We start from the raw sequence: 22933 nt of genomic DNA, 5'->3' as shown, positions 1-22933 counted from the left end.
TCCTTGCAGAGCAGGGTGGTGAATACGTCGCTTTCGGGGGGAGCCCGCAGCGGGGGCTGCTGCAGGGCTGATTCGAAAGTAACGACTTGCTTGTTGTATCCATGCGTGTTCCGGCGAAGCCGAAAAACGACATTCAGGCGTCTTGCCGGACGCCGGGACAGAAAACGGGGCGGCAGGCCGCCTGTGCCAATGATAAACCAGAATCGCTGTCGTGCGCGGCAGTTGGGCCGCCGTGGTCAGTCCTTGCCGACGCGGATGTAGCAGGTGATCTCTTCGCGGTCGTGATACAGGTGCCGCGCGCGGATGCGGTAACGCAGACCGGCATCGTCCAGAGCATCGCGGATCAGTTGCAGACAGCGCTCAACCTCGGTATGGCGTTTTTTCATCGGCAGCTTGAGGTTGAAGACAGTCTGGCGGGCTAGCCCGCTGGCCAGCCATTGTGCAATCAGTGCAGCGATGCGTACCGGTTGCTCGACCATGTCGCAGACCAGCCAGTCAACTGGCTGGCGAGGCTTCCAGCGAAAACCGTCTTCGCGCAGATGCTTGACCTGCGGGTGGCCATCCATGCTGCCTTTCATCGGGCCATTGTCGATCGCATACACTTTCAGCCCGCGATGCACCAGCTGGTAGGTCCAGCCGCCGGGGGCTGCCCCCAGGTCGACCCCGGTCATCCCCGGTTTCAGGCGCCGCTCGGGTTCGTCGACCAGCGTGATGAAGGCCTCGAACAGCTTTAGTGTCGAGCGGCTCGGCGCTTCGCTGGGAAAGCGCAGGCGCGGAATGCCACACAGCCAATCACCCGGACGGGCAATGCGCAAGCCGACAAAGACCTCGTTCTGGCTGGCGAAGAACAGATGCAGGCGGATTAGTGGGCCATTGCCGTGTGCTTGCAGCCAGCCTTGTGCACGTGCAGCTTTTTCCACATACGGCTGGAATTTCTTGGCAAAGCTGGAAAGGGCTTTCCCCTCATTGGTATCCGGATATTCGATCCATATTTCATGGAATACTGGGCTATACCCCTTGAGAAAGTCGATAATCGGGGTCAGACGGTCGCGCTCGGGCAGGGCAATGCGGCCCAGCGTCGGCAAATGCTGACGAATGAAAACGAAACTGTTATTCCAGCTGCCTTCATCGTCGCTGCTTTTCGGGGAGCGAGCCTGCCAGACCCAGCCGGCCGCGCTGTCCTGACCGCCTTGCTTGCCATGCCTTGCCTGCAGGTCGGCCAGTGCTTCCGCTTCAAAACCCGGGCGGCAGTACGCCAGAAAGCCGGAGGGAGGAGGGAGCAAAACGGTGGTCATGGCTACATTACCGGAGCAAAAGCGCAAGGATACCGGATGCCGCCCGAGAGGGCATCTGTTCGGGCTTCGTCGGTTTAACTGTCAGAGCCGCCGTCGCGCGGACCGGCCTTGGGAATGCACACCACAAAGCTGGTGCCGATACCCGGCTGGGAATTGACAAAAATCGTTCCGCCGAGTGTCTGGGTGACGAGGTTGTAAACGATGTTCAACCCCAGACCACTACCGCCACTGCCTCGTTTCGTGGTGAAGAACGGATCAAAAATCCGCGACAGATGTTCGCTGGCAATGCCCTTGCCGTCATCGCTGAACGATAAGGTGACCATCGGCCCCTCTTCTTCGGCCGCAATGCGAATATGTCCACTCTGTCCGGGCTCGAAGGCATGCGCCATCGCATTGGTGAGGAAATTGGTAATGATTTGCGATAAGGCCCCCGGGTAGCTGTCCATGCGGATGCCCTCGGGGCAGTCGCAATTGACTTCGATTGCGGTGTGCTTCAGCGTTGGCCGCAGACTGGTGATGATTTCGTTGAGGTAGCTGTTCAATTCGAAATCGCGCCGTGCTTCGGAGGTCTGATCGACGGCGACCCGTTTGAAGCTCTGGATCAGATTGGCGGCGCGCTCGGCATTGGCCAGAATCAGATTCGATGACTGCTCGGCGACCGTGCTGTACTGCAGTACTTCCGATTTCTTAAGGGCATTGCTTTCCAGTGCCTTGCGGAATTGCAGTGTCTCGTCGACCAGTACCGAGGCCGAGGTCACGATTACGCCAACCGGGGTGTTGATTTCATGCGCGACACCCGCCACCAGATTTCCCAGCGAAGCCATCTTTTCCGATTGCACGAGGGAGGATTGGGCTTCCTTGAGTTGCCGGTAGGCGGTTTCGGCACTTTCCTTGGCTTGCCGCATCTCCGCCGCCGCATGACTTTTTTCGGTGATGTCTGCCATTAATCGCTCGGCAATCCGGTTGAAGCCGGCCATCACATCGGCAAATTCGACGTAGCGGCTTTCCTGAATGCTCTGGATATTGTCTTTCTGTTCGGCGGCCTGATTGAGCTTGTCCCGCAGTTCGTCCAGCGGTCGCATGATCGCGATCGTGACACTGCGGCTTAATGCGATGAGCAAGATGATGACCAGCAGCACAATTTCAATCACGCGCTCGATGATCTGCTGACGCAATGCGGCCTGTACCGGCGCATCGGTGAGCTCAATCGTGACCTTGCCGATGGCCTGCGGGTTGCCGGCATAGAAGACCGGGAATTCCATGCTCTTGGACGTTGCCACCGGCGGCTTGCCCTGCAGGGGGGTAATCTGGTCGCCCCGCTTGATGCGGCCTGCCAGTGGCAGATTGTTGTTGTAGACAACAATTGCGTTGACATAGGAGAGAGACATTTCCGCGTCCAGCACTTTGGCCAGCTGCTCGTCGTCGAAATTCCAGATCAGATTAGGCAGCACCGTTTTCAGGCGGTTTTCCAGCGCCTTGCTGTACTGCTCCATGTTGTTGCGCAGGTCACGCTCCGCGCGCCAGTAGCTATAGCCGCCGGAAGCGGCCAGCACGATCGTGACGACGCAGACGAGCAGAATATTGAGATGCTGGCGGATGCTGTTCATGGAACTCCCCATACTGCTCTGCAATGTAGGCAGTTTGCCAGCTATCGGCAAGTTACGAGAATGCAGCCGGCAGATAACTGTGTGCTTTCTGCTTTGCTAGTTACGTCCAAGATAGCGCTGGTCGTCAAAGCTGGCTACCCACTGGGGGCGCCAGATTACCAGGATGGTGATGTTCAGGCCTGTGGTGAAGGCCTCCGGAAAACCCAGCATGAAGAAGTATGGAAACTGTTCGTCGAGCAGTGTGGCAAGGTCGAATGCCGGGCTGGCCGCCAGTGCCAGACATTGCAGCAATCCGGTGGTCCAGATGCAGAGCGCACCGGCAGCAAAGCTGTTGAGAAAAATGTAGATGAAGAAATTGCAGGGCAGCCGTCGCTGGCTCAGCTGCAGCAGGTAATGGCTCAGCGTTACGGGAACCCAGCCGGCGATCAGCCAGGACAATCCGGCTGCTTCGGCATCGCCGTGCCCTTGCCAGAGGGCATCGACCACAATGATGACCAGCATGCTGAACAGGGCACGGTCGCGCCCGGCGATCAGCATCAGCGCGGTCGCGCCAAGCAGGTGGAACGCAATTCCGGGGGTAACGCTGGCCTGCAATTGCCACAGCAGCAGGATCAGCGTGGTTGCGCCGAACCAGCTGCTCAGCTCTGGCTGGCTGAGCTGCAACCAGCGGATGCGCATGCCGGCGCGCAAGAGAAGCAGTGCGGCAATGGCACTGGCCAGCCAGAGCCATTCTTCCGGGAAGGGCGCCGCAAGCAGGTTCATGCCACCTCAGGTGCGCCAGAAGCGGTTGACCAGCTCGGCCAGCAGGGTTAGTTTGCCATGGAAGAAGTGCCCGACGCCCGGAGCAACCACGATCGGCAAACCCTGTGGTCGTGCCCAATCCAGCACCGCCTGCAGTGCAATCACTTCGTCTTCCTCGCCGTGAATTATCAGTGTATTGGCGGGAACTGCGGGGAAGTCGTAACGGCTGATAGCCGGGCCGACCAGAATCATGCTCTCGACTTCATCATCCGCCAGCCGTTGGCGCAGGCGGCTTTGCACCAGCGTGCCAAACGAAAAGCCCGCCAGCGTCAGGCGTGTCAGTTGCGGGTGCTGGCTGCGCGCGTGGGCCAGCACCGCTGCCATGTCATCAGGCTCGAATTCGCCACGGCTGTGCGCACCCTCGGACTTGCCCACGCCCCGCAGGTTCGGGCAGTAGGCGACATACCCCCGGCGAGAGAGCGTTTTAGCCAGTGTGTGCACGATCTTGTTGTTGAAGGTGCCTCCCTCGGTCGGATTGGGGTGGGCAACCAGTGCGATGCCGATCGTATCCTCCAGCGCGGAATCCAGCCACAGGCATTCCAGCTGCCCGGCCGGGCCCGCGATGTGCAGCAGTTCGAACGATGGCGCCTTGCGTACCGAACTCATGCTCACACCTTCAGCCGCTCGACAACCTTGCCGTTCACGAGGTGGCTGTCGATGATTTCGTCGATGTCGTCCTTGTCCACGTAGGTATACCAGGTTTCCTCGGGATAAATCACCAAGACCGGGCCATCATCGCAGCGATCCAGACAACCGGCTCGGTTGATCCGCACCTTGCCGGCGCCGTTCAGCCCGAGGGCTTTCACGCGATCCTTGGCATAGGTCTGCATCTCGGTCGCCCCGCAGTTGTTGCAGCAGGATTCGCCTTCGGCGCGCTGGTTCTGGCAGAAAAACACGTGGTACTTGAAGTGGCTCATGCAAGCTTCCTTTATTGCTGGGTGGTAGCGGCAGTGTGGGCCGTGATGAAATACGGCAGCTCGTCGACATCCTTATCCGGCTGTACGCCGTCAATCAGGCGGATGTCGTTGACCTGGCATTCCCGGAACAGCTCGACGGCGTAGTGCTGAATGGCTTCAACGCGGTCGCCCGGTGCCAGCGGCCAGACATAGCCTTCCCAGCGTTCGCTGTCTTCCTGCGCGGCGAAGGTGATGCGGATTTCGGCCGGCTCATGGCTGGCGATGCAGATCACCGGCGTGCGCCCCTTGCTGCGGATACTGCGCAGCGCGTTGCTGGTGGCTACCTGCAGCCGGGTTTCCAGCTGCGTCTGCCGGGCGCCATCCTGTGCGGCCAGCAGGCCTTGCGGTACGCGCGGAATCGGGAAAAGGGTCAGGCCATCCTGTGCCAGCGCATCGCCAACCAGCTTGGCCAGCACATTAGCCCAGTTGCCGACTTGCCCGCCGAGCCGGATCGCTGCGGGTTGGCCAGCATCCTGCCGGGCAACGCCAACCAGATAGCGCAGGAAAACGCCTTCGTTCTTGAAGGTCAGCGCGGTGGCAGGCAGATCCGGCAACGGCTGGCTGGCGTCGTGGCTGTCGCGCCACTGGCGCAGCTGCGCCGGATTGATTGCCGCCAGTGTGTCCGGATGCACCAATGCACCGGAGAGACTAATGACGGCATCGGCACGAATGATCCCGGCATCGCGCAGCACGGCCAGAACGGCATCGGCATCCAGCTGCTCGTTCAGGGTGATTTCGTTCTTGCTGCCGGCCACCAGAATCAGCGGAATGGCAAACGGCAGGGCTTTGCTGCCACTGCTGACCGGACCTTCAACGGCGTCGCACACGATTTGCCACAGCGCGAGCCAGGCGTCCTGCGACGGGGTCTGGGTCAGAGCCGCATTCAGTGCCGGATGATCATGATTGAGCAGCAGCTCATCGATCAGCTCCGCCAGCTGCCGGCGCTTGGCCTGCGCCGCATCGGCGTCCTTTTCGGTGAGGTAGCTCATCAGGGCGCGGATTACCGGATTTTGCGGGTTCACGCGGGGATACTGGCGGGGGTCGGTCAGGTACATGGTCGGGGCCGGAATATGATGCAAGGCGCGTATTATACCTGCAGCGATTCATCCTGCCCGCAGTTTGCTAGGAGCACCAGTTCGGGAGTGGCTGCATTAGCAAACTCTTGATCTGTTTGACAAAGTTATGCTTGTAAGGTAAATTGCTTACGTTGGGATGCTCAATTGGTATCTTGATAGTTTCTCCTTTGTAGATGTAATTGGTGACCCGGTTCGCAGTGGCGAGCCGGGTTTTTTTTCGCCTGTCGACCAAGGGCAAAAAAAAGCCCGGCTTGACCGGGCTTTGTGGGTATGGCTGTGCAGCTTAGACAGAAAGCTACCTGCCGGGCTATACCTCTTAGATGCCGCGCAGCAGTTCGTTGATGCCGACCTTGCTGCGGGTTTTGGCATCAACCTTCTTCACGATCACGGCGCAGTACAGGCTGTACTTGCCATCCGCGGACGGCAGGTTGCCGGAGACCACGACCGAGCCAGCCGGGATGCGACCGTAGCTCACTTCGCCGGTTTCGCGGTCATAGATGCGGGTGGACTGGCCGATGTACACGCCCATCGAGATCACCGAGCCTTCCTCGACGATCACGCCTTCGACGACTTCGGAGCGGGCGCCGATGAAGCAGTTGTCTTCGATGATGGTCGGGCCGGCCTGCAGCGGTTCGAGTACGCCGCCGATGCCCACGCCACCGGAGAGGTGCACGTTCTTGCCGATCTGCGCGCAGGAGCCAACAGTGGCCCAGGTGTCGACCATGGTGCCTTCGTCAACGTAGGCGCCGATGTTGACGTAGGACGGCATCAGTACGGCGTTCTTGGCAATGAAGGAGCCGCGGCGGGCGATGGCGTTCGGCACGACACGGAAGCCGCCAGCACGGAAATCAGCCTCGGTGTAATCGGCGAACTTGCTCGGCACCTTGTCAAAATACTGGGTGCAGCCGCCGGCCATTACTTCGTTGTCGTTGATGCGGAAGGACAGCAGTACCGCCTTTTTCAGCCACTGGTGGGTGTGCCAGTCACCGTTGATTTTTTCGGCGACGCGATACTGGCCGCGATCCAGGCCGATGATGACTTCATTGATGGCATCGCGCAGTTCCGGCGAGACATTGCCCGGGTTGATGTCGGCGCGGTTTTCAAACGCGGTTTCGATGACTTGTTGCAGGTTGCTCATGGGTAATGGTCCTGATGGGTCGGTCTGATTAATGGGGTATTGTCATGTAGCCTATCCATTAGAATGGTTTCAGCTATATCGGGTGTCGGGTATTGGTTGTCAGCTCCGGAGCAGGGCGACGATGCGCTCTGCACCTTCGATGCACTCTGCCAGTGGCGCAACCAGCGCAATGCGGATGTAGCCAGCGCCCGGGTTCACACCATGGGCTTCACGCGCGAGGTAAGACCCGGGCAGAACAGTAATGTGCGCTTCGGTAAACAGGCGTTTGGCAAAGGCCAGATCGTCGCCGCCCGGCACTTTCGCCCACAGGTAGAAGGCGGCATCGGGCAGCGATACATCGAGCACGCTGGCCAGTTTGGTGGTTACGGCCTGGAATTTGGCAGTGTACTGTTCGCGATTATCCTGCACATGCGCTTCATCGCGCCACGCCGCGGCGCTGGCGGCCTGTACGGTCGGGCTCATCGCGCAGCCGTGATAGGTGCGATAGAGCAGGAATTGTTCGAGTATTTTCGCGTCCCCGGCGACGAAACCGGAGCGCAGGCCCGGCACGTTGGAGCGCTTCGACAGCGAGGAGAACATGACCAGTCGCTCGTTGCTGCGACCCAGCTTGGCGGCCGCTTCCAGCCCACCCAGCGGTTTGTCGTTGCCGAAATAGATTTCGGAATAGCACTCGTCGCTGGCGATCACGAAGCCATAGCGATCAGACAGGGCAAACAATCGTTCCCAGTCAGCCAGCTTGGCGACGGCGCCGGTCGGGTTGCCCGGGCTGCAGACGTAAACCAGTTGCGTGCGTGCCCAGACGTCTTCGGGGACGCTGTCCCAGTCCGGCTGGAAGGCGGTTTCGGCGGTGCAGTTCACATACCAGGGCTCGGCGCCGGCCAAGAGTGCCGCGCCTTCGTAGATCTGGTAGAAGGGGTTAGGCGAGAGTACCACGGGCTTGTAGGGCACGTCGGTGTTGATCACGGCCTGCGCAAAGGCAAACAGTGCCTCGCGGCTGCCGTTGACCGGCAGGACTTCAGAAGCCGGGTTCGGAGCTGTAATGCCGTAGCGCTGGGCGATCCAGTCGCTGATGCTGCTGCGCAGATCGTCCGAGCCTTGGGTAGCCGGATAGGCGGACAGCCCGGCAAAATTGGCGACCAGCGCATCCTTGATGAATTCGGGTGTCGGGTGCTTGGGCTCACCGATCGACAGATTGATGTGGCCAAGGCCTGCAGGGGCGGCCAAGCCGGCAAACAGCTGACGCAGTTTCTGGAACGGGTAGGGGTGCAGTTCGGACAGGCGCGGCGACATCGGCGATCAGTTGATAAGGGAAAACCGCGATTATAGCCGCGGGCGTGTGCGGGCGGCCATGCCTTAATCGTGGGCCAGACGTGGAAAATGCGCGTAGAGCTTTTGCAGCTTGGGCGCGATGATGATGGCGCAGTAAGGCTGGACCGGGTGGCGGTTGTAGTAGTCGTGATGCTCCGCTTCCGCAGGCCAGAAAGTGCTCGCTGCCCGCAGCTCGGTAACAATGGGGCGCGGGTAGGATTCCTGCCAGCGGGCCACGCTGGCGCGGATGGTGGCTTCTTGTTCGGCTGAGTGCCAGTAAATGCCGGAGCGGTACTGCGTGCCGACATCATTGCCTTGTCTATCCTTGCTGGTCGGATCATGAATCGTGAAAAACACGTCCAGCAAATCGTCGAGGCTGAGCAACTGCGGGTCGAATTCGAGCTGTACGACTTCGGCATGTCCGGATACGCCGGTGCATACCTGCTCATAGCTGGGGTTTTCCCTATGCCCACCCATGTATCCGGATCTGACCCTTGTCACTCCTTTGATACGGCTATATACCGCCTCAAGGCACCAGAAGCAGCCACCTGCAAGGGTAATGGTCTCATGCATGATTGGGTTCCCCCCCTGCCTGGCAGTGTGTTGAAAAGTCGGTCTATTCTCTGGCATCAAGAACCGGGCCAAGCCCGGCGCAATCCACCAACTGAAAATCAACGCCTTTTTTGTATTTCATACATTTTTCCCGGCTTTGCCGAGAAAAACGGATCGCAGGCTGTTTTCAACAGCCTGCTAGTGGCTGACGGCTGAAGCGGTCGTGCCCAGTTGCGCCGGCTCGATGGCGTCAGCCCGCCAGTTGCCGGTCAGCCGCCAGTTTTTGCCCTGATCGCTGAGTTCGATTTTCCAGCGGGCACTTTCCAGTGGCCGGTCGATGCTGGCCTGCCATATCTGTCCACCCTGCGCAGTGAGCGGCAAAACATGATCGAGTCCCGAACGGGTTGGGTGCAGTAGCTTGAGTTGTAGCTGCTGGCCGGGAGGCGGGGCCGTGAAAAGCACGCGGATGTGCTTGCCATCAGCGGAAAGCATCAGTTGCGCGTTGATGCCGAGTTTGGTGGCCGCCTCGTCTCGGTGGAGATCCTTGTTGATTTCCTGTCCGGCCTTGTAATAGTCATCGGCAACCAGTCCGTCGGCGGTGGAGGCCGCCTGATAGATCAGCAGGCCGCTGGCGATCACTGCCGTGGCCGGCAGAGCAATCAGCAGCCAGACGAAGGAATGGGTATACCAGGGTTTCGCGTTATCTTGCATCGTTTACTGGCCAATGAAGGTGGCCTTTTCCTTGGTGGTAATGGCTGGGTCATCCTCGGCGGTCACCGTGATGAGGATCGGGTGGCTGCCCGGGCCGGCGACATCCGGGGCAAGCTTGACCCGTACTGCGACATCGTTGGTCTCCGTTGGTTCCAGCTTGAGAATGCCGTGCTTCTCGGCTTCCATCCTGATGCCAGGCTGTCCTTCTACGGTGATGACGAAGCGGCGTGTTTTTTCCGATGCATTCTGGATTTGTACGCGATAGGCGTTTTCCAGCCAGCCTTCGCTATCGGTGCGTACCAGTGCTACGCGGTCACGGTTGATATTCACCTTCAGCGGCTTGCGCAGCACCAATGACGTTACCATTGCGATAAAGACGATCCCCAGAATCGCACCGTAAAGCAGTACGCGCGGACGGCGCAGATGCTTGATGATGTCCTGTTCGGCGTACTGGTGCTGGAGGGCATTCTCGGTGGTGTAGCGAACCAGTCCGCGCGGGTAGCCGACCTTGTCCATGACCTCGTCACAGGCATCAATACAGGCCGCACAGCCGATGCATTCGTATTGCAGGCCGTTGCGGATGTCGATTCCTACCGGACAGACCTGCACGCACATCGTGCAGTCGATGCATTCGCCCAGGCCTTGTGCCTTGTAGTCGCTGCCTTTCTTGCGACTGCCGCGCGGTTCGCCACGCTCGGCGTCGTAACTGATGATCAGGGTGTCCTTGTCGAACATGGCACTCTGGAAGCGGGCATAGGGGCACATGTACTTGCAGACCTGTTCGCGCATCCAGCCGGCATTGCCGTAGGTGGCAAAACCGTAGAACAGGATCCAGAACGTTTCCCATGGTCCCAGTGTCATCGCCCCCACCGAGCCTGCGAGCTCGCGGATCGGGGTAAAGAAACCGACAAAGGTAAAGCCGGTCCACAGCGCCAGCAGAATCCAGAGGGTGTGCTTGGTGGCTTTCAGGCGCAGCTTGCGCGCATTGAGCGGACCATTGTCGAGTTTGATGCGTGCCGCGCGATCACCCTCGACCCATTTCTCTATCCAGAGAAAGATTTCGGTATAGACCGTCTGAGGACAGGCGTAGCCGCACCATAGCCGGCCGCCGATGGCGGTCCAGACAAATAGCCCCAGTGCCGAGAGCAGCAGGAGGGCGGTGAGATAAATGAAATCTTGCGGCAGTAGAACCAGGCCAAAAATGTAGAACTTGCGCTCGACCAGATTGAACAGCAATGCTTGCCGATCGTGAATCTGCAGCCAGGGCATGCCGTAGAAGAACAGTTGCGTGATGACAACCAGCAGAATCCGCCATTTGTTGAAAAAGCCGTTGATCCAGCGCGGATAGAGTTTTTTGTGCTTGGCGTAGAGACTGATCTCCTCTATCTCGCCATCTGCCCGCACATCAACCACTTTGACGGGGATATCCTTCAGCTTGTTGCTCATCATCGTCTCCCTGCATGCCGGGGTAGGGCATGGCCTTAGTACATATTATGTAAATATATACTATTAAATGATATAAAAATACTGCAACGGTGATCACGCAAAGCAAAACGGGCGAGTTTCCTCGCCCGCATTGCGCTAGTGCAATGGTGTTACTTGTCTTGTTTGGCGTTCAGGCCATAGACATAAGCGGCCAGCAGGTGAACCTTGTCATCGCCGAGGAATTCCTTCCAGGCCGGCATCTGGTTCTGACGGCCATTAGTGATGGTTTCCACGATGGTGGCTTCGGAAACACCGTACAGCCAGTCCTTGTCGGTCAGGTTGGGGATTCCGGATTCCGGATTGCCCTTGCCGTCCGGGCCGTGGCAGCTGGCGCAGGCCAGTGGCTGAGCCGTCTTGAAGATGATCTCGCCACGGGTCGCACGTGCATCATTGTGCTTGTTGCCCGAGATTTTCAGGACATAGTTGGCGACGTCGCGCACCTTTTCTTCGCCGAGAACTACGCCAAAGGCCGGCATCTGGTTGACGCGACCATGAGAAATAGTCTCGGTGATTTTTTCCGGAGTGCCGCCCCACAGCCAGGTCTTGTCGGTCAGATTCGGGTAGCCCTTGGCGCCGCGGGCATCGCTGCCATGGCACTGGATACAATAGGTCTGGAACAGACGCTTGCCCAGCAGCTCGGCTTTTTCATTCTTGGCCAGTTCCGGAATCGGGGTCTTGGCGAATTCCGCATAGATCGGACCGAACTTCTGGTTGGCCGCGGCAACTTCCGAAGCATGCTGGCCGTGCGAGGACCAGCCGAACTTGCCCTGGGATACGCCCGAGCCCGGGTACATGATCAGGTAGCCGACAGCGAACACGATAGTCATGTAAAACATGACAACCCACCAGCCCGGCAGCGGATTGTTGTATTCCTCGAGGTCGCCGTCCCACTTGTGGCCGGTGACTTCGACCTTTTCACCCTTCTTGATTTTCATTTTGGTCTGGGTCACCAGCACCACCAGCACGAAGCTGATGGAGATGATGACCATGACCAGGATATAGACCGGCCAGAAGCCGCTTGTGAAGTCCATTTGTATTCTCCGAGCTTATTCAGGAACGCTGGCTGGCGGAAGGCGAGTCGTCATCCTTGATGACGTCCTCGGCAATTTCGTCAAAACGGGTCTTGCTGCGCTTGCCGTAGGCCCAGATACAGATGGCCAGAAAGCACAGCATGCCCAGTACGGTGACGATGATCCGCAAGTCGTTCTGCATATCCATTGCGCGATTACCGCTTGTTCTTCAGAGCCAGACCAAGGCCCTGCAGGTAGGCAATGACGGCATCCATTTCGGTTTTGCCTTCGACGGCCTTGGCTGCACCGGCGATGTCTTCATCGGAATACGGTACGCCAACCTTGCGCAGCGCAGCCATCTTCTTCGGTACCAGTTCGGCATCGACCAGATTGGCTGCCAGCCACGGGAATGCCGGCATGTTGGATTCCGGAACCACGTCGCGCGGATTAATCAGGTGAGCATAGTGCCATTCATTGGAATAGCGACCACCGACACGAGCCAGGTCCGGGCCTGTACGCTTGGAGCCCCACTGGAAGGGATGGTCGTAAACTGACTCGCCACCAACGGAGTAATGGCCATAGCGCTCGGTTTCGGCGCGGAACGGGCGGATCATCTGCGAGTGGCAGTTGTAACAGCCTTCGCGGATATACACATCACGGCCGGCCAGCTGCAGTGCGGTGTACGGTTTTACACCGTCAATCGGCTTGGTAACCGATTTGCTGAACATCAGCGGCAGGATTTCCACCAGCATCGCAACACTGATGGTCAGGAACGTCAGTACGATGAGCCATACGACGTTTTCTTCGATCATTTTCTGGATTTTTTCCATTTTTGTTCTTCTCCCGGATTAGTGTGCGTGTGCGGCTACGGCCGGAATCGGTGCGTCAACCGCCTTGCCGGCAAATGCCGTACGCAGCACGTTGTAGAGCATCAGAACCATGCCGGAGAGGAAGATCGCGCCACCCAGGAAGCGGATGAAGTAGTACGGATACGAGGCCTTGACTGCATCGATGAAGGCATACATCAGGGTGCCGTCTTCGTTTACGGCACGCCACATCAGGCCTTGGGTCACACCGGCAATCCACATCGAGGAGATGTAGAGCACCACGCCGACGGTCGAGAGCCAGAAGTGGGCTTCGATCAGCTTGGTGGAGTGCATTTCGTCGCGGTTGAACAGGCGCGGGATCAGGTAATAGATCGAACCGATGGAGATCATGGCAACCCAGCCCAGTGCGCCGGAGTGCACGTGGCCAACCGTCCAGTCGGTGTAGTGTGACAGGGCGTTGACAGTCTTGATGGACATCATCGGGCCTTCAAAGGTCGACATGCCGTAGAAGGACAGAGCAGTGATCAGGAACTTCAGGATCGGATCGCTGCGCAGTTTGTGCCATGCACCCGACAGCGTCATGATGCCGTTGATCATGCCACCCCAGCTCGGCGCGAGCAGAATCAGCGAGAACACCATGCCCAGCGACTGGGTCCAGTCAGGCAGGGCGGTGTAGTGCAGGTGGTGCGGGCCGGCCCACATGTAGGTGAAGATCAGCGCCCAGAAGTGCACGACCGAGAGGCGATAGGAGTAAACCGGGCGGCCAGCCTGCTTCGGAACGAAGTAGTACATCATGCCCAGGAAGGCTGCAGTCAGGAAGAAACCGACGGCATTGTGACCGTACCACCACTGAACCATGGCATCAACGGCACCGGCATACACCGAGTAGGACTTGGTCAGCGTCACCGGAATGGCCATGCTGTTGACCAGGTGCAGCAGTGCCACAGCCAGGATGAAGGCGGCAAAGAACCAGTTGGCGACGTAGATATGCTGAACCTTGCGCTTGGCGAGCGTACCGAAGAACACGATGGCATAGGATACCCATACCACGGTGATCAGAATGTCGATCGGCCATTCGAGTTCGGCATATTCCTTGCCGGAGGTGATGCCGAGCGGCAATGTGATGGCGGCAAGGACAATAACCAACTGCCAGCCCCAGAAGGTGAAGGCGGCGAGCTTGTCGCAGAACAGACGTGCGTTACAGGTGCGCTGTACCACGTAATAGGAAGTAGCAAACAGTGCACAGCCACCAAACGCAAAAATCACTGCGTTGGTGTGCAGCGGGCGCAGACGCCCGAAGTGCAGGTAAGGTCCGACATTCAGTTCTGGCCAGTACATCTGTGCAGCACAGATGACGCCGACCAGCATCCCGACAATCCCCCAGATCACGGTCATGATCGCGAATTGCCGCACCACGTGGTAATTGTATGTGGCTTGGTTTTCCATAAGAGCGCTCCGATTGATCTCCATAAGCCGGCCGGCTGACCGGCTCAGGATAGCTTACGTAGTGTTTTTTTTTTGCAAGCCGGCAGCCCGGAAGGGTTACCGCCTGCTTATGCATAGAACTGCCGTCATGGGACGGAAATCCTCGCTCGCGAGCATAACCCTGTTAGCTGTATGGGGAATTGATCGAAGTCAATTCAGTTGCCGGTTCTGACGGGGCGGATTGTACTCTTCCGGACAAGGTCAGTCAGTTGTTTTTTTTCGTTTCGGCAGCTGTGTCGGCTGGCTTGTCATCGTCCTGCAGGACGCGCCAGCCCGGGCCTTCGAGATCGTCAAATTGTCCGCTGCGGACAGACCACCAGAAGATCAGGCCAATCAGAAATACGAGTAGAACAGAAAGCGGAATGAGAAGGTAGAGGCTTTCCATTATTTTTGCATTCCTGTTCGGGCTCGTGTCAGTCGCAGTGCATTCATGACGACCAGTAATGAACTTGCGGCCATGCCGGCACTGGCAATCCAGGGGGTTACATAACCGCATGCAGCAAGAGGAATTGCGGCCGCATTGTACAATAGTGCCCACGCCAGATTCTGACGAATTATGCTGCGTGTCTTGCGCGCGAGTGCAAGCAGCGTCACGACTCCGGTTAGCTGGTTATTTAGCAGTACCATGTCGCCAGCGGCGTGGCTGATATCGACCCCGCTGCCCATTGCCATGGAAACTTCGGCAGCAGCAAGCACCGGGGCATCGTTGACCCCGTCACCCAGCATCAGCACCCGCCGTCCCGACTGTTGTAGTTTTTGTACATAGTCGAGCTTCTGCTCGGGGCTGGCAGCCGCGCGATGCTTTGAAATGCCAAGCAAACCGGCCACATGCTCGACAGTTTGCCGATTGTCACCGGATAGCAAGTGTACATTCAGGCCAAGCTGTTGCAGCCTGGAGATTGCAGCGGCTGCATTTTCGCGCAATTGATCCTGCAGAATGAACAGAGCCAGCCAGTGCGTGGCTGAAGCCAGTACGACTACTGTTCCGGTTCCTCCGTATGGCAGGGGTGCCGGTTCGGGTGCCGGGCAGTTCGCCCGGATGAAGTCGGGGTGGCCGATCCAGTAGGGTTCTCCATCAATCAGGCCAGTCAGGCCCCCGCCGGGCAAATACGTGATGTCTTGCGCGGGTGTGCAGCCTTCTTGTTGCAGGGCTTTTGCCAGCGGGTGGGAGGAGGTGGCCTCCAGCGCGGCAGCGAGCTCGCGGGCGTGATGGGGAGAGCCGTGGAGCATGATCTGCTCTTGCAATGCGGGCTGGCCTAATGTCAGGGTGCCGGTTTTATCGAAAACGATATCGGTGATCTGTGCAGTATCTTCCAGGCTGTCGGGACGGTGACTCAGGATCCCGTGGGTCGCGAGGTGTCCGGTTGCTGCGACCAGTGCCGCAGGGGTCGCCAGAGACAAGGCGCAGGGACAGGAAATGACCAGAACGGCTACGGTGATGGGCAGGGCGTGAATGGGGTCATGCAGATGCCAGAACCACCAGGTGGCAGCTGCTACTAGCAGCAATATCAGGACAAACCAGCCGGAGATGCGGTCAGCCAGTTGTGCCAGTCGCGGTTTGTGTTGCATGGCACGGTCGAGCAGGCGGACTATCGCGGCTAGTCTTGTGTGGTCGCCGACCTCGCTGACGCGAATGGTGATTGGTGAAAGCAGGTTGCTTGCACCCCCAGTGACTTCGTCGTCGACTGCCTTGCAGATGGGCGTGCTTTCACCGGTGAGCAGGGCTTCGTTGACTTCGGTTTGCCCTTCGATGATTACTCCATCCGCCGGTATTATTTCGCCGGGCCGGCATACGACCCGATCCCCCGGGCGGAGCTGGCTGACGGGGTACTCCTCCAGGCGTTGGCCGTCAGCCGTCTCGCTGAGCCGGTGCGTGAATGCAGGAATGAGCTTGACCAGTCGCTCGGTTGCCGCACCTGCCCGCTGTCTGGCGCGCATTTCCAGATAACGCCCGCCCAGCAGCAGAAAGACGAACATGGTTACCGAGTCGAAATAGACTTCACCTCGCCCGCTTAACAAAGGGGGGAGGCTGGCGATGAAGGCTGCGAGAACTCCTACGGTGACCGGGAGATCCATTCCGGCCCGGCGTGCTTTGAGATCGCGCCAGGCAGATTGATAGAATGGCCAGCTGGAATAGAGTACTACCGGCAGCGTGAGCAGCATGCTGGCCCAGTTCATCATCAGTAGCCACTGTGGGGCAATATCTCCGGGTTCGGCCAGGTAGACGGGAACCGCGAACATCATTACCTGCATCATCGACAGACCAGCTGTCCATAGCCGGAACTGAGCCTGTTTGTGCCGTTTCTGCCAGGCGGCTTCTGCTCTCGCATGGTCGTAAGGTGTTGCGCGATATCCGATTGCGGCAATCGCCTCAAGGATTTCGGAGAGCTTGATCTGAGCTGGGTTCCAGCGTATCCGCGCCCGATGGGTTGTGTAGTTGATGCTGACCAGTTGTACGCCCTGCAGGCGCCCGATGTGCTGCTCGTTCAGCCAGATGCAGGCGGCGCAGGTGATGCCTTCGAGCAAGAGATGAGCTTCGCGGCTTGCCTCGCCGGACTGATCGACGAAGTTGCGCTGCATTGCTTCGTCGTCGTACAGGCGGATCTGCTCAAGCACTTCTGCCGGTAACGGGTTGGCCTGGGTGGCTGCATCGGTACGGTCGTCGTAGTAGCGCCCCAGTCCGCTGTCGATGATCGTCTGGGCGATGGCTTGGCAGCCGGCGCAACAACAAGGGTGAGTTTGTTCACGGTAGTTGACAGGGAACTTGGCAGTTTCCGCTACGGGTTCCGTGCAATGAAAACAGGCGGCTTGAGACATGCGCGGATTCTACCTCAGCCGTGCCGGGTTGCGGCTGCAGATTCAGTGCTGGCAGCTAACGGGGGGCGCAGGTTGGATGTCGTTAGCGACCAGCTGTAGGTTTTGTGGCGGCCTATATGTGCGCGTCTTAATTGGAATCGTTGATCAGCATGTCGTGAACCGCGTCGACCATGTCTTCGAATTCTTCCAGCTCCAGCGCCAGATGATTGAGGAGCTTGGGCTCGATGAGTCGCCATTCGACGTGCTCGAACTGCTTTACATACATCTTGAAAATGTGCTCGGACAGACTGGCGATCGCAATCAGTGTGCAGACGTGGTGCCAGTCACCGTCTTCGGGGTGGTCGAAGATGGCGTAATCGTGGTGGTTCAGGATGGCCAGCGTCATTGGCTCGGGCAGTAGCCATGCCCGCGCCAGCAGGTAGCCGACGACATTGTGGCTGGTGTTGTGACGACTGATCTCCAGAGCGATGAATTCTTCTCGCGACATGCGCTCGCCCTTGCGCATCGATTCCGGATAATTGCCATAGCGTGCGGCCATCAGGGGCTGGCCGCAGTTGTGGAACATGCCGAAGGTGTGAGCTTCATCTTCGCTGATGCCGTGGATGCCGCCGGCGAGATAGGCGCTGATCATGGCGATGCGGTTCGAGCTTTCCCAGAATTGCTCGAGCTGTGCTCCGGGCTTTTTCGGCATGATGTGTCCGAGCGACAGACCCTGGACAATGTTGCAGACGTTATTGAGTCCCAGCAGCTGCAGGGCGTGATTTACCGATGAAATCTTCTGCGGCAATTTCATCAATGGCGAGTTGATGGTTTTCAGTACCGCGGCGGACAGGGTCAGATCACTGCTGATCAGCTGGCTGATACGGTCGAAGTCCGGCTCTTCGCGGCGCTGCTCGCGATCCAGCTCGGCCAGAATGGCCGGGCGGGGCGGAATGACAATATTCTTGAGCAGTTGTTCGGCGACGGCCGGGTCGAGTGCTTTTTGCATGGTGTGGTAGCCGAGGCAAGGCTGGGTTACTGCAGCATAGATGCCCGAATGCCCGGCGGCAATTGCCGCCAGGGCTGGCTCAGATTTACTGGCCGAAATACTTGCTGGTGATGCGGGCGTAGCTGCCGTCAGCCTTGATGCCGGCAAGCCCCTGGTTCAGCTTGTCGAGCAGGGCTTTGTTGCCTTTCTTGACGGCGATACCGTAATACTCTTTGGCAAAGCTGTTGTCTTCGATTGTGCGCAGTTTCAGATTCGGATTGTTATGCAGGTAGTTGCGTACCACGCCGTTGTCGGCCACGACGGCCTGGATGCCTCCATCCTTCAGCTCGGTCAGGGCCAGCGGGATGCTTTCATAGCGGCGGATATTCGGGCTGGTTTTGCCGAAAGCTTTCTGGGCTACACTGTCACCCGTGGTGCCGGTTTGTACCCCGATTTTCCTGCCCTTCAGTTCTGCGAGCGATGTGATTTTGCTGCTGGCCGGTACGACAAGCAGCTGTTTGGCTTCGAAATAGGGTTCGCTGAAATCCATGGTCTGCTTGCGTTCCGGCGTGATGGTGACGGCGGCAATGACCAGATCCCGTTCGCCATTGGCCAGGCCGGCAAACAGCCCTTCCCATGGCGTGTTGACCAGTTTTACCTTCAGGCCGGCCTTGGCGGCAATGGCCTGGATCAGCTCTGCGTCAAAGCCGATGATTTCGCGCTTTTCATTCAGCATTTCGAATGGCGCAAAGGTGGCGTCGGTGCCGGCGGTCAGGGTTTTTTCTGCGGCGACGGCCGACGTGCCCAGCAGGCTGGCGGCCAGTAGCAGACCGCAAGTCAGTTTGTTCAGCATGAATTGCTCCGGTGTGGATGGGTACCCAGCGAGCATCCTACGTTCTACTGCGTCGCGGCAATCGGAGAAAACACGTAGCCATAGATGATGGCTGTATGGGTATGCGCATGCAGGCCTTTATATATATGGCCTTGAATTGATTACTGGTGTGGGTATTGTGTCTGTTGCACGATTTCACGCGTGATGGCCCGCAGGCCGTTACCGCGCGAGGCAGACAGAAAGCGCAGCAGGCCCAGCTTTTCGATCCATCGCTCCAGGTCGAAACTGGCAATCTCGCCGGTGGTTTTGTCGTGATAGGCCGTCAGCACCAGTGTCAGTAGTCCCTTCACGATGCGGGAATCGCTGTCGGCGCTGATCTGAAAGTGCCCGCGGTCTTCCCTGATATGCAACCAGACCCGGCTTTCGCAGCCGCTGACGAGCCGTTCCTGTGTGCGCAGTTCTGCCGGCCAGTCCGGGAGTTCGCGCGCCAGCTGAACCAACAGACGATTTTTGGCCTCCCAGCCGTTGGCCTGTGCCAGCCGCTGCTCAATGTTGTGTTGATCGATCTGCTGGCCGAAAGGGTGAGCGGGGAATGGGATGTTCGCCGTCATGCCAGCAGATCCAGGGTTTCCGCCAGTGCGGCGAGTACCTGCTCGACGTCGCTGGTGGTATTGTGCGGGCCGAAAGAGAGGCGCAGGGTGCTGCTGACCCCGAGGTGAGCCAGCAATGGCTGGGCGCAGTGCTGTCCCACGCGTGCCGCAATGCTGCGGGCATCGAGAAACTGCGCGACATCATAGGGGTGGGCGCCGGAGAAGTGCAACGAACTGATGGGCGCACGCTCGGTGTGGCGGGCCAGGACATGGACGCCTTGCATGAGCGACAAGCCTGCTTCCAGCTGGTGTTGCAGTGCCAGTTCGTGTAGCTCCCAGTGGGCAAGGTCGTACTGGCTGAGCCAGTCCAGCGCGGCGGCCAGGCCCACCGCCTGCGCGATGGGCGGTGTTCCTGCTTCGAAGCGCTGGGGGGCTTCGGCAAAGCGGGTGCCGTCAAAGCTGACGCTTTCGATCATTTCGCCGCCGCCCTGCCACGGCGGCATGTCTTGCAGTAGTGCTCCGCGACCGTACAGCACGCCGATGCCGGTCGGGCCAAACAGCTTGTGCCCGGAAAAGGCGTAGAAATCCGCGCCTAGTGCCTGCATGTCGTGCGTGTCATGGACCACGCCCTGAGCGCCATCGACCAGCGTGGTCACGCCATGTGCGCGGGCTGCGGCCAGTATTTCGGCGAGCGGCGGACGAGTGCCGGTGGCGTTGGCGGCCTGGGTGATGGCCAGTAGCCGGGTTCGCGGGCCGAGTAGCCGGTGGAAGGCCGCCAGATCAATCTGGCCGTCTTGATTGAGCGGAATCGGCCGGACGATGGCGCCACAGCGTGCCGCCAGCAATTGCCAGGGTACGATGTTGGCGTGGTGTTCCAGTGTACTCACGAGAATTTCATCGCCAGCCTTGAGTGAGCAGCCCCAGCTTGCTGCAACGAGGTTGATGGCTTCGGTGCAGCCGCGGGTAAAGACGATTTCGTCCGCCTCGGCATTCAGAAAACGGGCGACCCGCGCCCTGGCTCCTTCGTAGGCGGCCGTGGCGCGTGCGGCGAGCTGGTAGCTGCCGCGGTGCACATTGGCATAGTCGCGGGTGTAGAAGTCGCGCTCGGCGTCCAGCACGGCAAGTGGCTTCTGGCTGGTGGCCGCGCTGTCGAGGTAGATCAGTTCCGGCTGCGCCTGCAGTAGCGGGAATTGGTCGCGGCCGGGCAGGGTGCGCAAGGGTGGGCGTTGTGAGTCCATCGGGCAATTGTATAATGCCGCGATGAACTATAAACAGCCGATTTCCGTCCTCGTTGTCGTGCACACGCCTGATCTGCAGGTGCTGCTGCTGGAACGTACCGATTTCACCGAGGCCTGGCAAAGTGTCACGGGTGGCCGCGATGGTGACGAGAGCTTGTGGCAGACGGCCTGCCGCGAGGTGCTCGAAGAGACCGGCCTGCGAGCCGAGCAGGGTGTACTGCGGGACTGGCAGTACTGCAGTGATTTTGAAATCTACGAACTCTGGCGGCATCGTTATGCGCCAGGGGTGACGACGAATACCGAGCATGTATTCAGTCTGGAAATCCCTGAGGCACAGGCGGTGAGCTTGTCCGCGCGTGAGCATCGGCGCTTTCGCTGGGTGCCCTGGCAGCAGGCCGCAGAAATGGTGTTCTCTCCTTCGAATGCCGAAGCCATCCGGATGCTGCCCGTGCGCTTGGCGCATTGATACGTTGCCATGTATGGGTTTGGCGGCTTTATTTTGAATGGATTTGGCGGATATACCCATGAGTGATAATGCTGTTGTTCCCGAAATTGTGTTTCTGGACAGTGCCACGCTTCCCGTGCCACTGCCCGGTTTGTCGCAGCCGCACCGCTGGGTAAATTACCCGGGCAGTACACCGCAAGAGGCGCTGCAAAGGCTGGGTTCGGCGACGGTGTGCGTCACCAACAAGGTGCCGGTCACGTCGGAGTTGCTAGATACGGCACCGTCGCTGCGTCTGGTTGCTGTGGCCGCGACCGGGTACAACAACATCGATCTCGATGCATGCCGCCAGCGGGGTATTCGGGTGTGCAATATCCGCGATTATGCGGTCGCCGGTGTACCTGAACATGCGCTGATGCTGATGCTTGTCTTGCGCCGGCAGTTGCTGGCGTATCGCGCCGATCTGGCGGCGGGAGCATGGCAGCGGGCGCAAGGATTCTGCCACTTTGGTGCGCCCATGCACGATCTGGCCGGCAGTACCTTGGTGCTGCTTGGGCGTGGCGCGCTGGGGCAGGCAACGGCGCGGCTGGCCGAGGCCTTCGGCATGCGTATCGTGTGGGCCGAGCACCAGGGTGCCGAGCAGATACGCTCAGGTTATGTGCCGTTTGCCGAGGCGCTGGCACAGGCCGATGTGCTGAGTCTGCACTGTCCACTTACTGCGCAGACGCGCAATCTGATCGGCCGTGACGAGCTGGCGCAACTCAAGCCCTCGTGCATTCTCATCAATACCTCGCGCGGCGGACTGGTTGACGAAATCGCCCTGTTGGAGGCGCTGCGGGCCGGCCGTCTGGCTGGTGCGGGGCTGGATGTGCTGGTCGAGGAGCCGCCACGTGCCGGCAATGCCCTGCTGGAGGTCAATCTGCCCAACCTGCTGCTGACGCCGCATGTGGCGTGGGCGAGCCAGGAAACCATGTCACGACTGGCTGGCCAGCTGATCGATAATGTCGCGGCATATCTGGCAGGTAATCCGCAGAATTGCGTGGTTTGACGTATTGGCCTCTTGATCCTTGTTTTCCTGATCATGCGGGAAATACGTCTGTGGGTATGTGTGTGACGCGGTTTGGGTGGATACACAAAAGCCCGCCGTGAAGGCGGGCTTGTGCAGTGGAACGAGCTTAGACGGCTTCGTCGTTGGTTTCGCCGGTACGGATGCGTACCACATGCTCGACCGGGGTGACAAAAATCTTGCCGTCTCCGATCTTGCCGGTGTGAGCTGCCTTGATGATGGCCTCGATGGCCGCGTCGACCTTGTCATCGCTGATGACGACTTCGATCTTGGCCTTGGGCAGGAAATCCACGACATATTCGGCGCCACGATAGAGCTCGGTGTGACCTTTCTGGCGCCCGAAACCCTTTACTTCGGTGACGGTCAGGCCGGAGATGCCCAGTTCCGACAGCGATTCGCGCACTTCGTCGAGTTTGAACGGCTTGATGATGGCTTCGATTTTTTTCATGGCGGTCCTGCGGTGGCGGGTTGATAACCCGTCTCTGACTGTGTTGATCGGCGCGGAAAGTATAGCCACTCGCTGCACGGCTCGCCAAGCGTCTGCAAGGTGGGGTTTGTTTTTCTGCGCGGCTTTACCCTATAATCGACGGCTTAGTTGTAAACGCCGGCAGAAACGCCGGTGGTATCAGACATCTGCGCGGGTGGCGAAATTGGTAGACGCACTGGATTTAGGTTCCAGCGCCGCAAGGTGTGGGGGTTCGAGTCCCCCCTCGCGCACCAGAATTCTTTC

General features: G+C 59.1%; 24 protein-coding genes and 1 tRNA gene. 3 read left to right on the top strand and 22 right to left on the bottom strand.

The annotated features are described in order from the left end of the window. Positions 1–236: 236 nt before the first annotated feature. From rlmM to INR99_RS10060, 21 genes are all read right to left on the bottom strand, one after another. Positions 237–1295 carry a 23S rRNA (cytidine(2498)-2'-O)-methyltransferase RlmM gene (gene rlmM, locus INR99_RS10160; protein ID WP_194116237.1) on the bottom strand — a complete coding sequence of 353 codons (1059 nt, stop codon included), beginning with the start codon at positions 1293–1295 and terminating at the stop codon, positions 237–239. A gap of 74 nt (positions 1296–1369) precedes the next feature. After that, positions 1370–2902 (bottom strand): sensor histidine kinase, encoded by a 1533-nt coding sequence (locus INR99_RS10155; protein ID WP_194116236.1) that lies wholly within the window; start codon positions 2900–2902, stop codon positions 1370–1372. Positions 2903–2998: 96 nt separating this feature from the next. Further along, entirely contained in the window at positions 2999–3664 is a 666-nt protein-coding gene (locus tag INR99_RS10150; protein WP_194116235.1) for an energy-coupling factor ABC transporter permease, read from the bottom strand. Between the two features lie 6 nt (positions 3665–3670). Continuing rightward, positions 3671–4309: an alpha/beta hydrolase gene (locus INR99_RS10145; RefSeq protein WP_194116234.1), complete on the bottom strand. Its 639-nt coding sequence runs from the start codon at positions 4307–4309 to the stop codon at positions 3671–3673. A gap of 2 nt (positions 4310–4311) precedes the next feature. Then, entirely contained in the window at positions 4312–4620 is a 309-nt protein-coding gene (locus tag INR99_RS10140) for a (2Fe-2S) ferredoxin domain-containing protein (RefSeq protein ID WP_194116233.1), read from the bottom strand. Positions 4621–4631: 11 nt separating this feature from the next. After that, complete coding sequence (locus INR99_RS10135; protein ID WP_194116232.1) at positions 4632–5714, bottom strand: hypothetical protein; 1083 nt, start codon at positions 5712–5714, stop codon at positions 4632–4634. Between the two features lie 337 nt (positions 5715–6051). Next, a complete protein-coding gene (gene dapD / locus INR99_RS10130; RefSeq protein ID WP_194116231.1) occupies positions 6052–6873 on the bottom strand; it encodes a 2,3,4,5-tetrahydropyridine-2,6-dicarboxylate N-succinyltransferase in 822 nt (273 codons plus the stop codon). A 99-nt stretch (positions 6874–6972) separates the two neighbouring features. After that, the gene (gene dapC / locus INR99_RS10125) at positions 6973–8163 is read right to left on the bottom strand and encodes a succinyldiaminopimelate transaminase (protein WP_194116230.1); all 1191 of its coding nucleotides are present in this window, start codon (positions 8161–8163) and stop codon (positions 6973–6975) included. A 63-nt stretch (positions 8164–8226) separates the two neighbouring features. After that, positions 8227–8754: a peptide-methionine (S)-S-oxide reductase MsrA gene (gene msrA, locus INR99_RS10120; RefSeq protein WP_194116229.1), complete on the bottom strand. Its 528-nt coding sequence runs from the start codon at positions 8752–8754 to the stop codon at positions 8227–8229. A 177-nt stretch (positions 8755–8931) separates the two neighbouring features. After that, on the bottom strand, positions 8932–9444 hold the full coding sequence (locus tag INR99_RS10115) for a FixH family protein (RefSeq protein WP_194116228.1): 513 nt from the start codon (positions 9442–9444) through the stop codon (positions 8932–8934). Between the two features lie 3 nt (positions 9445–9447). Further along, positions 9448–10890, bottom strand: coding sequence for a cytochrome c oxidase accessory protein CcoG (gene ccoG, locus INR99_RS10110; protein ID WP_194116227.1), 1443 nt, complete (start codon positions 10888–10890; stop codon positions 9448–9450). A gap of 149 nt (positions 10891–11039) precedes the next feature. Further along, positions 11040–11960: a cytochrome-c oxidase, cbb3-type subunit III gene (gene ccoP / locus INR99_RS10105; protein WP_194116226.1), complete on the bottom strand. Its 921-nt coding sequence runs from the start codon at positions 11958–11960 to the stop codon at positions 11040–11042. Positions 11961–11979: 19 nt separating this feature from the next. Further along, complete coding sequence (locus tag INR99_RS10100) at positions 11980–12147, bottom strand: cbb3-type cytochrome oxidase subunit 3 (RefSeq protein WP_194116225.1); 168 nt, start codon at positions 12145–12147, stop codon at positions 11980–11982. Between the two features lie 7 nt (positions 12148–12154). Further along, on the bottom strand, positions 12155–12769 hold the full coding sequence (ccoO, locus tag INR99_RS10095; RefSeq protein ID WP_194116224.1) for a cytochrome-c oxidase, cbb3-type subunit II: 615 nt from the start codon (positions 12767–12769) through the stop codon (positions 12155–12157). A gap of 18 nt (positions 12770–12787) precedes the next feature. Beyond that, positions 12788–14212 (bottom strand): cytochrome-c oxidase, cbb3-type subunit I, encoded by a 1425-nt coding sequence (gene ccoN, locus INR99_RS10090; protein WP_194116223.1) that lies wholly within the window; start codon positions 14210–14212, stop codon positions 12788–12790. A gap of 244 nt (positions 14213–14456) precedes the next feature. Continuing rightward, on the bottom strand, positions 14457–14636 hold the full coding sequence (gene ccoS / locus INR99_RS10085; RefSeq protein ID WP_194116222.1) for a cbb3-type cytochrome oxidase assembly protein CcoS: 180 nt from the start codon (positions 14634–14636) through the stop codon (positions 14457–14459). Beyond that, positions 14636–17068, bottom strand: a complete 2433-nt coding sequence (locus INR99_RS10080) for a heavy metal translocating P-type ATPase (RefSeq protein ID WP_194116221.1) — start codon at positions 17066–17068, stop codon at positions 14636–14638. Before INR99_RS10080 ends, ccoS begins: the two co-directional genes overlap by 1 nt. A 127-nt stretch (positions 17069–17195) precedes the next feature. Continuing rightward, positions 17196–18056: an HDOD domain-containing protein gene (locus tag INR99_RS10075; protein WP_194116220.1), complete on the bottom strand. Its 861-nt coding sequence runs from the start codon at positions 18054–18056 to the stop codon at positions 17196–17198. Between the two features lie 85 nt (positions 18057–18141). Next, positions 18142–18888, bottom strand: a complete 747-nt coding sequence (locus INR99_RS10070; RefSeq protein ID WP_228098192.1) for a basic amino acid ABC transporter substrate-binding protein — start codon at positions 18886–18888, stop codon at positions 18142–18144. Positions 18889–19028: 140 nt separating this feature from the next. Next, positions 19029–19478, bottom strand: coding sequence for a SufE family protein (locus INR99_RS10065; protein ID WP_194116218.1), 450 nt, complete (start codon positions 19476–19478; stop codon positions 19029–19031). Continuing rightward, a complete protein-coding gene (locus tag INR99_RS10060; protein ID WP_194116217.1) occupies positions 19475–20695 on the bottom strand; it encodes an aminotransferase class V-fold PLP-dependent enzyme in 1221 nt (406 codons plus the stop codon). Before INR99_RS10060 ends, INR99_RS10065 begins: the two co-directional genes overlap by 4 nt. A 22-nt stretch (positions 20696–20717) precedes the next feature. Here INR99_RS10060 and nudB point away from each other — a divergent pair, with 22 nt between their 5' ends. Then, a complete protein-coding gene (nudB, locus tag INR99_RS10055; protein WP_194116216.1) occupies positions 20718–21161 on the top strand; it encodes a dihydroneopterin triphosphate diphosphatase in 444 nt (147 codons plus the stop codon). A gap of 58 nt (positions 21162–21219) precedes the next feature. Continuing rightward, positions 21220–22185 carry a D-2-hydroxyacid dehydrogenase gene (locus INR99_RS10050; RefSeq protein WP_194116215.1) on the top strand — a complete coding sequence of 322 codons (966 nt, stop codon included), beginning with the start codon at positions 21220–21222 and terminating at the stop codon, positions 22183–22185. Positions 22186–22312: 127 nt separating this feature from the next. On the opposite strand, the gene INR99_RS10045 is transcribed toward INR99_RS10050, so the two are convergent. Continuing rightward, positions 22313–22651 (bottom strand): P-II family nitrogen regulator, encoded by a 339-nt coding sequence (locus tag INR99_RS10045; protein WP_028451052.1) that lies wholly within the window; start codon positions 22649–22651, stop codon positions 22313–22315. Positions 22652–22838: 187 nt separating this feature from the next. Between INR99_RS10045 and INR99_RS10040 the strand changes: the two genes are divergently transcribed. After that, positions 22839–22923 (top strand) — tRNA-Leu (locus INR99_RS10040). Positions 22924–22933 lie beyond the last annotated feature (10 nt).

Source organism: Chitinilyticum piscinae, assembly GCF_015223195.1.
Taxonomy (GTDB): Bacteria; Pseudomonadota; Gammaproteobacteria; order Burkholderiales; family Chitinibacteraceae; genus Chitinilyticum; species Chitinilyticum piscinae.
Note: the sequence above shows the minus strand (reverse complement) of the source record. Positions and strands in the feature narration are given on the sequence as shown.

Coding starts and splice junctions, on each gene's coding strand:
- rlmM (WP_194116237.1), bottom strand. CDS start 1,295: ATGACCACCGTTTTGCTCCCTCCTCCCTCCGGCTTTCTGGCGTACTGC.
- INR99_RS10155 (WP_194116236.1), bottom strand. CDS start 2,902: ATGAACAGCATCCGCCAGCATCTCAATATTCTGCTCGTCTGCGTCGTC.
- INR99_RS10150 (WP_194116235.1), bottom strand. CDS start 3,664: ATGAACCTGCTTGCGGCGCCCTTCCCGGAAGAATGGCTCTGGCTGGCC.
- INR99_RS10145 (WP_194116234.1), bottom strand. CDS start 4,309: ATGAGTTCGGTACGCAAGGCGCCATCGTTCGAACTGCTGCACATCGCG.
- INR99_RS10140 (WP_194116233.1), bottom strand. CDS start 4,620: ATGAGCCACTTCAAGTACCACGTGTTTTTCTGCCAGAACCAGCGCGCC.
- INR99_RS10135 (WP_194116232.1), bottom strand. CDS start 5,714: ATGTACCTGACCGACCCCCGCCAGTATCCCCGCGTGAACCCGCAAAAT.
- dapD (WP_194116231.1), bottom strand. CDS start 6,873: ATGAGCAACCTGCAACAAGTCATCGAAACCGCGTTTGAAAACCGCGCC.
- dapC (WP_194116230.1), bottom strand. CDS start 8,163: ATGTCGCCGCGCCTGTCCGAACTGCACCCCTACCCGTTCCAGAAACTG.
- msrA (WP_194116229.1), bottom strand. CDS start 8,754: ATGCATGAGACCATTACCCTTGCAGGTGGCTGCTTCTGGTGCCTTGAG.
- INR99_RS10115 (WP_194116228.1), bottom strand. CDS start 9,444: ATGCAAGATAACGCGAAACCCTGGTATACCCATTCCTTCGTCTGGCTG.
- ccoG (WP_194116227.1), bottom strand. CDS start 10,890: ATGAGCAACAAGCTGAAGGATATCCCCGTCAAAGTGGTTGATGTGCGG.
- ccoP (WP_194116226.1), bottom strand. CDS start 11,960: ATGGACTTCACAAGCGGCTTCTGGCCGGTCTATATCCTGGTCATGGTC.
- INR99_RS10100 (WP_194116225.1), bottom strand. CDS start 12,147: ATGGATATGCAGAACGACTTGCGGATCATCGTCACCGTACTGGGCATG.
- ccoO (WP_194116224.1), bottom strand. CDS start 12,769: ATGGAAAAAATCCAGAAAATGATCGAAGAAAACGTCGTATGGCTCATC.
- ccoN (WP_194116223.1), bottom strand. CDS start 14,212: ATGGAAAACCAAGCCACATACAATTACCACGTGGTGCGGCAATTCGCG.
- ccoS (WP_194116222.1), bottom strand. CDS start 14,636: ATGGAAAGCCTCTACCTTCTCATTCCGCTTTCTGTTCTACTCGTATTT.
- INR99_RS10080 (WP_194116221.1), bottom strand. CDS start 17,068: ATGTCTCAAGCCGCCTGTTTTCATTGCACGGAACCCGTAGCGGAAACT.
- INR99_RS10075 (WP_194116220.1), bottom strand. CDS start 18,056: ATGCAAAAAGCACTCGACCCGGCCGTCGCCGAACAACTGCTCAAGAAT.
- INR99_RS10070 (WP_228098192.1), bottom strand. CDS start 18,888: ATGCTGAACAAACTGACTTGCGGTCTGCTACTGGCCGCCAGCCTGCTG.
- INR99_RS10065 (WP_194116218.1), bottom strand. CDS start 19,478: ATGACGGCGAACATCCCATTCCCCGCTCACCCTTTCGGCCAGCAGATC.
- INR99_RS10060 (WP_194116217.1), bottom strand. CDS start 20,695: ATGGACTCACAACGCCCACCCTTGCGCACCCTGCCCGGCCGCGACCAA.
- nudB (WP_194116216.1), top strand. CDS start 20,718: ATGAACTATAAACAGCCGATTTCCGTCCTCGTTGTCGTGCACACGCCT.
- INR99_RS10050 (WP_194116215.1), top strand. CDS start 21,220: ATGAGTGATAATGCTGTTGTTCCCGAAATTGTGTTTCTGGACAGTGCC.
- INR99_RS10045 (WP_028451052.1), bottom strand. CDS start 22,651: ATGAAAAAAATCGAAGCCATCATCAAGCCGTTCAAACTCGACGAAGTG.